Source organism: Chitinophagales bacterium (assembly GCA_016787225.1).
Taxonomy (GTDB): Bacteria; Bacteroidota; Bacteroidia; order Chitinophagales; family JADJOU01; genus CHPMRC01.
In genome coordinates, this window is record JAEUUY010000026.1 from 109,441 (window position 1) to 122,695 (window position 13,255).

Here is a 13,255-nt window from a genome sequence, read left to right on the forward strand (position 1 = left end):
ACTTAGTCTGCATTTAATTCTAAATCTGAAACATCTCGAATGCGATCGTAAACTTCTTGAAAATACTCTACCTCCTTAGGCACTATATAATTGTTCAACGCCTTATCTGTAATGACCATATTGCCTTTTTTATTCAAATTACATTCTACAATATCCTTAAATAAAATCGCTTTCTGTTGTGTTTTTTCTTTTATGACAAATGAGTTGTAATCGAAAATTAGCAAATAGGCAAAATATTTCGATCTTACGGTCAATAATGCCACGACAGTTACTAATATACCGAGCAATACAAACCAAACAAAAAACATATAGGTACTATTTGCCAATAAACCTAAGATATAATTAATAGGAATACTATAAGAAAGGATGATAGTAGCGGATAAGGCAACCATAGTAGTAATCAATCCATAAATAAGAACTTTTAGAGAGATTTGATTGATAGCAATAGTCTTATAAGCATACTTATTCTGGGCATAAAACCTTTTTACTTGTAGCGCATTTGTTCTTTTATTTACATCATTGCTCAGTTGAGTAGACTGTACGAACTTATATGCCATTTTAATAATAGCTATATGTAACTCTCCTGCATGCACCTCTTTAGCAAACTTAGCTAAATCTGACTTAGTCAATATCTCATCCATATCTTGGATGATATACTCCGGAAGTTGAATTTCATTCATACTTACTAGCAACTGATTGGTTGTTTGCTCGAGGGCTTTTATCCCAAATCTTTTCTCTATATATGCGCGCAGAATGTCTGATATTCTATCATAATATTCTTTGACCTTGCCCATTTGCCATAAATTTTCTGTTTCCACCTGTTTCAGAGCTTTTAGGGCTTCCACATGTGGAGGATCTTCTGGCTTTTCTCTATCGAATAGTTTTTCTTTTCGTATATACTTGATGTAGATAAAATATATAAGCAGAACGAGTGCCAACAATATAAAACTAATAAATAAATAACTAAAGACCTCTTCTTTGGATAGCGGCAGCAATATGATATCTTTAATAGGCTTAATATCTTGTGCACTATCAATATTAGGAGAATTGACTGCTATCTTTATAGGATTCGTTGTATACACATCAATCGGTCCATTTCTAAAGATTAATGCAGGAAATATCTGAATGCTATCCTCAAAGCAGGTGATTTTATAGTTATGCGCTATTACAATATCATTTCCACTAAAAAAAGTATCGATTTTAGTAAGTTCTACTAAGCGAAAATTACCTATACTCGTATCATTGATTAAAGGGAACATGGTATTTGAGTAGCCTTTATTTTTAAACTTCAACTCCAATTCCATATGATCTCCAATCATTATTTGATTGGGAGATAAGGAAATAGAAGCCTCTTGGGCACCTAGCTCTGTCTGAAGACAAAGAATACCTACAATAAAAGCCAATAACTTCGAATAAAACTTCTTGCTCATAACGATATGGCAAATTTATATTTTATATCTATCTGCAAGGAAAATAAGAATTAAAAGAAAATTAAATTTATCGTTTTTTAACCCTAACCCTTAGATAAAAGTTGAAAGTATAAAGCTGAAAGATACTGATTAGGTAAAGTTTAATATTACCTTTCTACTTTAAACTAGATATCCTAGTGATTAAAGTGGCGCACTCCAGTTAAGACCATTGCTAACTTATTTGCATTACAATAATCTATACTATCTTGATCCTTCATACTCCCTCCTGGCTGCGCTACAGCAATGATTCCAGCCCTATGGGCTATTTCTACGCAGTCTGCAAATGGAAAAAATGCATCACTCGCCATAATAGCACCATTGAGATCAAAACCAAACTCTATTGACTTTTTTATAGCATGCTCCAGTGCATCAATTCGCGACACCTGTCCACAGCCCATTCCGATTAGTTGCTGGTTTTTAACGAGTGCTATACCATTTGACTTTAGGTGTTTCACAGCTATGATGCCGAATTCTAAATCCAATTTTGTTTCCTCATTCGGCGCTGATTCTGTAACCAATTTCCAATCATTTCTTGTCTCCACACTTTTATCGTCCTCCTGTACGAGTTGTCCATTTAGTGCGGATTTTATTTTCAAATTATAACTTGGATTCTGCTTTTGCTTCAAAATAATTCTATTTTTCTTTGATTTTAGAATTTCTAAAGCTTTTTCAGAAAATTCAGGAGCAATTATTATTTCAAAAAACAAGGAATTCATAGACTCTGCGGTCGCTTCATCTAACTCCCGATTGGCTATTAATACTCCACCGAAAGCACTCTTTGGGTCGCATGCAAAGGCTGCTTCATAGGCTTGTTGTATAGTTTTTCGACTGGCCAATCCACAAGAGTTATTGTGTTTCATAATAGCAAAAGTCGGTTCTGAAAAATCTTGTATCAGTCTGCATGCAGCATCGATATCTAGGATATTATTGTAGCTAACTTCCTTGCCATTCAACTTCTCGAACAAATCATCAAAATCACCCTGAAACCAACCCTGTTGATGAGGATTTTCTCCATACCTTAAAGGGTTAGACTCAATATTTAAGAAATAGTTCGCTATGGTTCTATCATAATGAGCGATAGTATCAAAGGCATTCGCTGCAAAAAATTTGCGTTCTTCTATGGTTGTACTGCCATTAGATTTCTCTATAATTTGATGCAATTTTTCATAATCACAAGGTTGAGCAATACATACCACATCATTGAAATTTTTAGCTGCCGCACGAATAAGCGTAACTCCACCAATATCAATCTTTTCAATCAATTCGCTTTCATTAGCATTATTTTTTAAGTACTCCTCAAATGGATAAAGATTGCAAATCATTAAATCAAAAAAAGGTAGCTGATGCTCATGCATGGTCTTCACATCAGCATCTAAATCTCTTCGGGCCAATAATCCACCAAAAATTGCAGGGTGCAGTGTTTTGACGCGACCTCCTAAAATTTCTGGGAAGCCTGTCAAACTTTCAACTTGAACACATGGCAGCCCTAAATCTTTTATAAACTGGTAGGTACCCCCAGTAGAGTATAACTCTACGCCTTGACTGTACAAAAGTTTGACCAGTTTGTCAAGTCCATCTTTATAGTAGACTGATAGAATTGCTTTCTGAATTTGTTTCTTTGAATGTGACATTATAAGGTCGAAATATAAGTGAGTAAATTTTTCTATCTTCCCTTTGGTCTCTCGTATGCTGGAGAATCTTTGGTCTCCAGTTTTACAAATTTTGTTTGCTTCATCTGTGAAGCTATTGGTTCTAGTAGTTCACGTTTAATATCATTATAACTTATATCCACAAATTTAAGCTGAGTCATCGCTTGAATATATTGTAGTAATTCACCAGCATTTATACCTGGGTTATAACTAATATTGAAATCTTCTAACTTCTTCAATTTAGCCAGAGAAGGAGAAATCCGTTTTATTTCATTAGACTTGAAGTTTAAGACTCGCAACTCAGTAAGGTTTTCAATAGCATCTGGTATTTCTTGTAAAAGCGCTCCCATTAAATTTAATTCTTCGAGTTTTGTGAGATCAAACCAGAACCTATCTGGCAATGACTCGTAAACCTGATCTTTGAGGGATAATCTTTTTAGATTTTTACAACGAGCGAGCGATGGCGGAATTTTATTTATCTTTTCCTTATATGGAGAATAAAAATCTGCCTCTATATAAAAAGTCTCTAAGGATAAAGCTAGCAAACCTAAATCACTTGGGATTTCGCTAATCTTATTATGACTTAAATCGAGATAAGATAATATAGGCAGCGTTTTTATAACATCTGGAAAATTAACTAGCTGATTCCAACTCAAATCTAGGTAGGTAATACTTTCTAAAAGTGAAAATCTACTAGGCAATGCATTTAATTGACAACCCCTCAAATCCATTTTTTTCAACTTCATACAGCTTCCTATAGAATTAGGAAGTTCAGTCAGTGGAATTCTGTCCTTCTGCGACTGACCAGCGCTTAAATAAAACTCCTCCAATTGTGATAGATTTCCGATTTCAGAGGCTATTTTCTTTATTGGATTATTAGTTAAAATTAGTTTTTTCAATTTTGTCATAGTACCTATTCCTGGGCTTAATTCCGAAAGACCACAATCGGATAAATCCAACTCTTCTAGATTTGGAATCTGCGCCATTGTGGAATAAATCTGAATACTATTTAACTTGCTATTCCTTGAGAGATTTATACTTCGAAGTTTTTTCATACCTTCAAGGTTAGCAGGTAGATTTACTATAGAATTCAGGTTGAGATCCAGCTCCTCTATTTGATTTAATTTGCCGAAAGACTCTCCTAAAGCCTCAAGCTTACACCCACTAAGTTTAACAGATTTAAGTTTAGGTACGTTGGCTAAAATCTGCCCCACATTGTCTATATCTATCGTAGGATTATTATGCAAATTGATGGACTCCAATGAGGTCATGTTGACCAATCCTTGAGGAAGTTCATTGAGTTTATTACCATTGAGATCTAATTTTTTTACTCCTTTCAATAACCCGATATTTTCTGGTAATTTAGCCTTCTCTGAAAATATTATGTGAAGTTCTGTCAAATTTGGCAAATCCTTAATCTGATTAAACAATGCTTCTAAATGCACAGACGGACATCGGCGCAAGGTTAAAGTTCTCAGTTTTCTAAACTTCTTAATCGAGTTAGGAAAAATGGAAAGCGCAGACGATTGTATGGTTAATTGAGTAATCGTATCTGCAAAGGGCTCAATCTCTTGAAAATACGCTAAGGTTTCATTAAGCTGAACGGTGTCTGCTTTTAGTTTTATCTCCCGTAATTTTTGAAAATAATTTCTAGTGTCAAAGTCACGAGCAAAATCTTCGCGCTTTTTCTGCATAGAATCCTCATACCGCTTTTGTTTTAACTCAGCAGGAGTCAATTCACTCAAATCACTCCCCCGCTGTCCATAGATGTGAGTAACAGAAAGGAGCAAAACAAAACAAAAAACTATTCTAATCATAGGTGTCTGATTATAAAACACCGCAAAACTAGATGTAAAAAATCAAAGTTCTTTAGCTAGATATCAACTATGGTTGAACATAAAATTCTCTGACCTCAACAGTCTTATTGTAGGCTCTGTCATATGCCGTGATATAGAGCCATAGCTTCTGCAATCCGCCGAAACCACCGAATACAACATAGCTGCTATGCACATGAGTTTTACCATCTATAAATTTACCATTGGTCACATATTTAACATCGAAGGTATCTTTAATTACATAGCTATATTGAGTAAGATTGTCATCGTCTGTTAGCTTAAAATTGAGGTGAAGGCTATCTATGCCTACCGAGAATGTATCCATTCCTTTAGGCTTAATAAATTCTATTTTTGGAGCTTCGGAATCGGCACTTTTACTACACCCTAAAACCCAGAGGACGACTATAAATAAAAGACTATATTTCATTATGTTATTTAATACACACGACAAAGATAGAATATGGGATTTAATTAAGTTAAAAAATAATCCTCTTTATATACGAATTAAAGATACAATAGCCCGAAGACTATTGTCAAAAATAATCCACCAAATGTACCAATAACCTTAAATTTGCTCACCAAAATTTCAAAATATGACAACTTCGGCACAAAAAATCGTAGAGCATGCTCCAGACTTTTTGCCTCTTTTAGGTACAGACCATATAGAATTTTATGTAGGTAACGCTAAACAAGCAGCTTATTTTTATCAAGCAGCATTTGGATTTGAGTTAGTGGCTTATGCAGGTCCAGAAACAGGTATTAGAGACCGTGCATCTTATGTACTTCAGCAAAATAAACTAAGATTTGTTTTAACCACATCAATGGACCCAGATTCGGAGATTTCACATCATTGTAAGGTGCATGGAGATGGGGTCAAAGTCCTAGCGCTATGGGTCGATGATGCCACAAAGAGCTATGAAGAGACTGTGGCTAGAGGTGGAGTAGGCGTTCATCCTCCAAAAACAATGAAGGATGAGAATGGTGAAATAGTTACTGCTTCCATAAAAACTTATGGAGATACGATTCATACATTTGTAGAAAGAAAAAATTATACAGGGGCTTTCATGCCAGGTTATAAGGCAATGAAAAGTACATTAAAAACTACTCCTATAGGTCTGAAATATGTAGATCACTGTGTAGGAAATGTAGAACTTGGCAAAATGAATGAGTGGGTAGAATTTTATGAAAAAGTTATGGGATTCAGTCTCCTCGCTACCTTTGATGATAAAGATATTTCAACGGAATATACCGCCTTAATGTCCAAAGTGGTAACCAACGGAAACGGTTATGTAAAATTTCCACTCAACGAACCCGCAGATGGCAAGAAAAAATCACAAATCGAAGAATATCTTGATTTTTATCGTGGTCCTGGGGTACAGCATATAGCCATAGCCACAGATAATATTATAGAAACTGTGACAGAGCTTAGAAATAGAGGTGTGGAGTTCCTATATGTACCTGATAATTATTATGAAGACGTATTAGATAGAGTAGGTACGATTCAAGAAGAATTAGAGCCACTTAGAAAATTAAACATACTTATTGATAGAGATGAGGAAGGATATCTGTTGCAGATTTTTACCAAACCATTAGAAGACAGACCGACTCTTTTCTTCGAGATTATTCAGCGCAGGGGTGCTAAATCATTTGGAAAAGGCAACTTCAAAGCTCTTTTCGAATCTATAGAAAGAGAGCAAGCTAGAAGAGGGAATCTTTAATAGTTTAAAGTTTAAAAGTCGCAGTTCTCAGTCGCAGTCGCTATTAGTTAATAGAAGGAGTGACAGCCGATGTGTATATTCATTTTCGACAATGTTTAGATACACTACACCTGATACTTAATACATTTAAAACTTAGCACTTAAAACTAGATCTACCCCCAAAAAGCATACCCTACAAATATCGCAATAATCAAAGCTGCAAAGTCAGCCACTAAGCCGCAGAATAGTGCATAACGACTATTTTTTATGCCTACACTTCCGAAATATACTGCTAAAATATAAAAGGTCGTTTCCGTTCCACCTTGTACGATACAGGCTACTTTAGAGACGAAACTCTCTACACCATTGGCTTTCATGACATCAACTAAGATACCTCGAGCTCCACTTCCGCTCAAAGGCTTCATAAGTCCTACGGGAACTGCTTCTACAAATCGAGTATCCATTCCTGTCATTGCCACTATATTCCGAATTCCATTCATCAGAAACTCTAAACACCCTGAAGTGCGGAATACACTTACTGCAAATAGCATGACGACAAGGTATGGTGCTATATTAATGACTAACTGAAACCCTCCTTTGCCACCTTCTACAAAAGCATCATACATGTTGACCCGCTTGTAAAATCCTGAGGCTATAAAAGTGATAATCATAGAGAGAATAATAAAGCTCCCGATATAGCCAATCGTTGAACCTAGCGATTGCATATTGGTTGAGTTCATATTGGATAGCAAAATCATCAAGGCAATACCAATTCCAAATAGTGTGAGAATAGGCCATTTCCATAAACTAATACGCTGAAAATAGGCTACACATAAAAATGCAACTAGAAAGCCAAAAAAAGTAACCATCAGTGTAGGGATAAAAATATCAGCACCATTAAAATTTACCAAGCCCTGCTCTAGAGCCATTGATTGACGGAGTGCTATCACGGAAGTAGGAATGATAGTTACACCAGCTGTGTTTAATACCAAAAACATCAACTGAGCATCAGAGGCTGTTTCTTTCTTAGGATTGATTTCTTGTAGATCTTTCATTGCTTGCAGACCTAGTGGTGTTGCGGCATTATCTAATCCTAGCATATTGGCAGAAAAATTCATACTCAACGAGCTAATAGATTTATGCCCCTCTGGAACACTAGGATATATCGCTCTAAAAAAGGGATACAACAGTTTAGCTAATTTATCGAGCAATCCTGCCTCTTTTCCTATATTCATAATTCCCATCCAAAAGGTCATTATGCCAGCCAAGCCTAGGCAAATTTCAAAACTGGTTTTGGAACTATCAAAAATGCCTGTGAGCATTTTCTGGAACACTTCACCATTTCCGGTAATAATATATTGAAAAACCGCTACGATAAATCCTATCAGAATTAAGAGTGCCCATGTGTAGTTTAATGCCATGATGTATAATTAATAGTTGTTAGTTTTTAGTTTTAAGTTATTAGCCGTCACTTGATCAATTTCCGAAAAATGTAATTGGAATTTACTCCTATATCTTTAAACTGTGATAGATATTCCTGCTGAATAAGAATACATTTTTTCGCATCCTCTGTTAATTCTTTTGTATCTCCTATTGCTTGTAAAGTAATTAATCTAATTTCTTTACCTAACCTTTCAAAATAAGCTTGCTTGACTCTATCTTTTATTTGTTCCACTTCTTTTCTGTAGTTTTCTCCGTAGTTATTCTTCTCAATTTTCTCTCCCTTTTTCTTATTTTTTCTACCCCAATCCATAAGCAAACTTTGACTATCCTCGTTTACTTTTCTTGTAAAATTTGCCAATTCTATATTTGTATGATTCAAATAATATTCTAATGGAAAAACTTTACCTTTGTCATAATTAGACTTCACATAACAAAAAATTTCCTTGCAAACATTTGATTCAAAAACAAAATTCTCCCAATGTTCTTGGAATATTGAATCAACAACTCTTATCTCATCGAAAAATGGGTTATCATCTTGCATATTAGATTCAATAGGCTTATTTCCACTCTCAAGCAATAATTTACAAAGCCCAATTTCAATGGTTAATAAATTAGAGCTATTCTCTGTGAAAGATTTTATCTCTTCACCTATCTCATCGAGATTAGAAGTATAAGCATCCTCATTGCTATCTAGTTTAGAGGAGTCTGTTTGTTGTTTTTTTCTGCGTTGATTTACGATACGCTGGGTCTCGCGACTTAGCAAATCCTCTTCTATTCCCATGAGAATAGCGCACTCCTTGACATAGAAACTTCGCTTGATATTATCTGGAACTAGACTAATCGTTTGAATAATATCTTTAGTGAGTTCCGCTCTTTTGACGGGGTCATTCCCAGCCTCTTCTTTAAAGAGTTTAGCCTTGAAGGTAACAATATCCGAGGACTGTTTTTCGATAAAGTCTTTGAGCGCTTGACCTCCATACTCTTTGACAAAGGAATCGGGATCATGACCTTCTTTGAGTAGTGTAAGATTGACATTGAGGCCGGATTCCAGAGCGAGGTCTGTTCCTCTTAACGCCGCTTTGATACCTGCCTTATCGCCGTCATATAAAATATGTAGGTTTTCCGTAAATCGTCGAATAAGTTTCAACTGTTCGACCGTCAAAGCTGTACCCGAGGAAGCTACTGCATTTTCTACCCCTGCTTGATATAAAGAAATGACATCGGTATAGCCTTCTACGAGAATGCAGTAATTTTCTTTCGGTATCCCTTTTTTAGCTAAATGAAGTCCATAAAGTATCTGACTTTTATGATAGATCTCATTTTCAGGACTATTGATATATTTGGCTGTCTTGTCAGCATTGCCCATAACCCGTCCGCCAAAGCCGACCACCTTTCCAGAAAGATTGTGAATGGGGAAGATTATCCGCCCACGGAAAAAATCTCGCCAACTCCCATCTTCATAAGTTTTGGCTAAACCGAGTTGGACGATATACTCTTCTTTGAAACCTTCCCTTTTGAGTGTTTTATAGAGTTCGTCACGCATATCGAGGCAATATCCTAGCTGGAAATCTTGGATAGTTTTATCAGTAAATCCTCTTTCCTTGAAATAGGTCAACGCAAGTGTTTTGCCAATCTCAGTCTCAAGAAGATTTTTCTGAAAATATTTAGTAACAAACTCATTGAGTATAAAAAGGGACTCTTTTTCTTGTGTCTTCTGAATTTCTTCTCCTGTAGCTACTGTCTCTTCGAGGGTGATATTATATTTTTTCGCTAAGTAACGTATAGCTTCTACATAGGAAATGTTTTCGTGTTCCATGAGAAATGTGACACTATTTCCAGATTTACCGCAGCCGAAACATTTATAAATACCCTTGGCTGGAGAGATGGTAAATGATGGAGTCTTCTCATCGTGAAAAGGACAGTTCGCTAGAAGATTGACTCCACGGCGCTTGAGATTGAGGAAGTCTGCTAGTACTTCATCTACACGCATGGTGTCCATGACTTGCTGAATGGAACTATTCTTTATCATTCTTTAAAAGGATAAATATAGTTGCTTGGAGAGTTTTTTAAGCTTAAAAGTTTTCCTGTGGATTGGTGAATAACCTTGTTTTTCTATAGCAGCGATATGACTAGCGCTTGCATAGCCTTTATTTTTTTTCCATTGATAGATTGGAAACTGCTTATCTAGTTCGACCATAAGATGGTCTCTATACGTTTTTGCTAATATAGATGCCGCGGCGATACTTTGATATTTCCCATCGCCTTTCACAATGCATTGGTAAGGAATTGATTTATAGGGTTTAAATCTATTGCCATCTATCAGCAGCAAATCCATTTGTCTGTTTATCTGTTCAATAGCCCTATGCATAGCTAGAAAGGAAGCCTGAAGTATATTGATTTGATCGATTTCTTCATGTGATACGACCCCAATGCCATAAGCACCTGGTCGATTGATAATGAAATCTCTTAAATATTCTCGCTGCGTGGCAGTAAGTTTCTTACTATCGTCGAGCATATCACATGAAAAATCTGCTGGCAATAAAACAGCCGCAGCTACCACCGGTCCGGCAAGACAGCCTCTTCCAGCTTCATCACAGCCGACTTGATGTATATATTCACAATCAAATCGAGAAGCTAACATGGATTATAATTCAAAGAAGGCTCCGAACAATAGTCCAAATTTACGGGTCGTAGGCTTATCGTGTTGAGTCAGACGCCACATGCAATGGAGTTCACAAAACTTTAAAATATTGGATATACCAAATCCTGCTTCCATGTATATATTTTCTGGTGCATTCATCTGTCCTGGAAGTAGAAAATAATTTCTATTCTGATCTGAAATAGAACCTACAGCGGATTTAAAATAGAAATTTTCCCTCCATCCTAATTTTTTTAGCAAAGGTATTTTATTGAAAAAATAACCTTGAAAATGCTGTGAAACAAAAAGCTGGGCGAACATATCTGCACTATATTCTGCTTCATTCATTAAAAAGAATCGATTCACATCTCTCAATAAACCATTATTTCCAGCTAACTGTTCAATATCAATATAAGGTACGCGCCCTATTACTTTTCCAGCAGTTGCATGATACCTAAACTGACCGAAAACATATGGCACTTGTTGTCTAGCTGAGGCTCTTAGCTTGAGAAAGCTATAGTCTGAATTCATCAATCCTTTTATACCAATGGAGGAATTTACCTCGAATATAGGTCGAATACTCTTAAGTCTCATTCTCCTAAAAGGGTTTCGAAATACAGGCTCTTTCGGAGCAAAACGATAGGAGGCATTTATTCTAAAGGTATTGATTCGATCTCTAGGCACAATAGACCCATCACTCATAATCTCATTAAAAACAAAGAAAGAATTAGCATGAAAAACAGTATTGTCTATGCCTAATTGCGTTTCTTCTCCTCGTTTCCACTCCCTTATCCAGTTTATTCGTACCTGATCTTTGAGCACAATATCCCGAATAGCATTGCCCGGTTTCCTGAATACAGACATGATGACATTATCAAAATCTAGAATAGACTCAGCGTCTCCCATGCGCTGATAATCATGCATCACTGAAACCTGTAACTGATTAAACAGAAGGTTTTTAGATGGCAAATTGAAGAAACTTTCTATCCCGAATTTTAATACCTTATCCTTAGTACCATAGGCTATATGTCCACCTATATTAAATTTCTTAAAAGAGTCAAAAACCATTCTTGCTCCAAATCTGAGTCTAGTACCTTCATATTCATTCCAGCTGACAAATTTGTATGCACGTCCAATTTCCCAGTTAGCTGGAGGTATAGGGAAATAAGCTGTGGTGAGTACGCGTCCAAAATAATATAGTGTTTTATACTGTTTCGATTTTCTAAATGTATCTGTTCGTTTGTAGATTCCATCTTCGAAATCAGATAACTTTTCAGCACGATTAGCTAACCAGAAAGAATCATTTTGTTTATTATAACCATCCAATCGTACCACTTCGTCTCCGATAAAAATATCATCAGAAATTTCCTCATTGACTACATGTTTGGTTTGAATATCCGTTTGTCTAAATCGAACCTTTATACGTTTTTTAGCTTTCGATATAGCTAGAGCCACATCCTTTTCATCTCGATTTCTCAGCCATTTTCCACCTACCATTTTGAATGATTGAGATATAGCGAAATGATTAACCCAGTTGATATTGGCACGCTTATCAAGATACATTTGTATATCTTTAATAGCCCAGCTTCCTGCTTCTACGACAAATTTGCCTGTAAAACCAAAATCTTCTTTACTAATAGGAGCAAAGGTCATGGCATAGTTTTTAACCCCCTCCACCTCAAAACTATCTTCCACATAATATCTATAAACCAAAAGTGCTGTACTCGCAGCTGGTCCAGAAAGAGATTTATTGGCTATAATTACCTGATTATCGTATACGTTATAATCTTCAAAAGACTGCTCAACCAATGAGTATATACTTTCGTTATCGAAAAGCTTGGTGTCATTAATACCTAAAATCTCCGTGCGTTTCTTTTTACCCTTCTGAAAAACTCGTGCGGAGGTCTCTCTTAATAGAACAGGGCTATATCGCTCGCCATCTGGAGTTACAGATTGATATTCTAGCAAGTATTTAATAGGCTTCAATAAGAAGCTACTACCTATGACACTATCTATGTTCGCTACAGATAATTCAAACTTAGAATACTTATCATATTTGATAGATTCAAAAGAGCTAGGTCTATTTTTATCACGATTTTTTATGACATTGCGCATAATACGAATAGCCAAAGTATCCTTTACTATTTTTTTGGATCCCTTGATATCTACGGCTTGCTTTTTTCTTGATTTTTCAGAAAGCAAGACATCTGTTCTAAAATCTGAACCAAAAATTTTCACCTCCTTCGTCTCGTAACCCAAATAGGATACGAAGAAAACGTTCTCTTCTTTGACTGATTTTAGAGTGAAGTTTCCATAATTGTCCGTTTTAGTACCTACTTTTTTTCCTGCGAAATAAATTGTGCAATAAGGTAAGGGCGACTTGGTCTTGGCATCCAACACTCGACCCTTTACAATCGTTTGAGAAAATAATATAGACGCGCAAACTGTAAAAATAAAAAGCGAAATCCGTCTCTTAAGTGTATTCATACAAAATATAAAAGCCGCAAATATACTCAATTCAATA

The 13,255-nt window shown here is 35.8% G+C and carries 9 protein-coding genes; 1 reads left to right on the forward strand and 8 read right to left on the reverse strand.

All coding sequences use genetic code 11. The features are described 5' to 3' along the window. Window positions 1-2: 2 nt before the first annotated feature. The 4 genes from JNL75_09880 to JNL75_09895 form a co-directional block, all read right to left on the reverse strand. Window positions 3-1,430, reverse strand: coding sequence for a hypothetical protein (locus JNL75_09880; GenBank protein MBL7790122.1), 1,428 nt, complete (start codon window positions 1,428-1,430; stop codon window positions 3-5). Window positions 1,431-1,603: 173 nt separating this feature from the next. Then, window positions 1,604-3,100: a bifunctional phosphoribosylaminoimidazolecarboxamide formyltransferase/IMP cyclohydrolase gene (gene purH, locus JNL75_09885; GenBank protein ID MBL7790123.1), complete on the reverse strand. Its 1,497-nt coding sequence runs from the start codon at window positions 3,098-3,100 to the stop codon at window positions 1,604-1,606. A 32-nt stretch (window positions 3,101-3,132) separates the two neighbouring features. Beyond that, the gene (locus tag JNL75_09890) at window positions 3,133-4,935 is read right to left on the reverse strand and encodes a leucine-rich repeat domain-containing protein (protein ID MBL7790124.1); all 1,803 of its coding nucleotides are present in this window, start codon (window positions 4,933-4,935) and stop codon (window positions 3,133-3,135) included. Between the two features lie 67 nt (window positions 4,936-5,002). After that, window positions 5,003-5,380: a hypothetical protein gene (locus JNL75_09895; GenBank protein ID MBL7790125.1), complete on the reverse strand. Its 378-nt coding sequence runs from the start codon at window positions 5,378-5,380 to the stop codon at window positions 5,003-5,005. A gap of 166 nt (window positions 5,381-5,546) precedes the next feature. Here JNL75_09895 and hppD point away from each other — a divergent pair, with 166 nt between their 5' ends. Continuing rightward, the gene (hppD, locus tag JNL75_09900; GenBank protein MBL7790126.1) at window positions 5,547-6,671 is read left to right on the forward strand and encodes a 4-hydroxyphenylpyruvate dioxygenase; all 1,125 of its coding nucleotides are present in this window, start codon (window positions 5,547-5,549) and stop codon (window positions 6,669-6,671) included. A 152-nt stretch (window positions 6,672-6,823) separates the two neighbouring features. On the opposite strand, the gene JNL75_09905 is transcribed toward hppD, so the two are convergent. Genes JNL75_09905 through JNL75_09920 form a run of 4 tightly spaced genes read right to left on the reverse strand, consistent with a single transcriptional unit; the run spans window position 6,824 to window position 13,218 of the window. Further along, window positions 6,824-8,071: a hypothetical protein gene (locus tag JNL75_09905; GenBank protein ID MBL7790127.1), complete on the reverse strand. Its 1,248-nt coding sequence runs from the start codon at window positions 8,069-8,071 to the stop codon at window positions 6,824-6,826. 47 nt (window positions 8,072-8,118) lie between these two features. Then, the gene (gene dnaG, locus JNL75_09910) at window positions 8,119-10,122 is read right to left on the reverse strand and encodes a DNA primase (protein MBL7790128.1); all 2,004 of its coding nucleotides are present in this window, start codon (window positions 10,120-10,122) and stop codon (window positions 8,119-8,121) included. Window positions 10,123-10,125: 3 nt separating this feature from the next. Next, entirely contained in the window at window positions 10,126-10,734 is a 609-nt protein-coding gene (locus tag JNL75_09915) for a ribonuclease HII (GenBank protein MBL7790129.1), read from the reverse strand. Between the two features lie 3 nt (window positions 10,735-10,737). Then, window positions 10,738-13,218 (reverse strand): carboxypeptidase-like regulatory domain-containing protein, encoded by a 2,481-nt coding sequence (locus JNL75_09920; GenBank protein ID MBL7790130.1) that lies wholly within the window; start codon window positions 13,216-13,218, stop codon window positions 10,738-10,740. Window positions 13,219-13,255 lie beyond the last annotated feature (37 nt).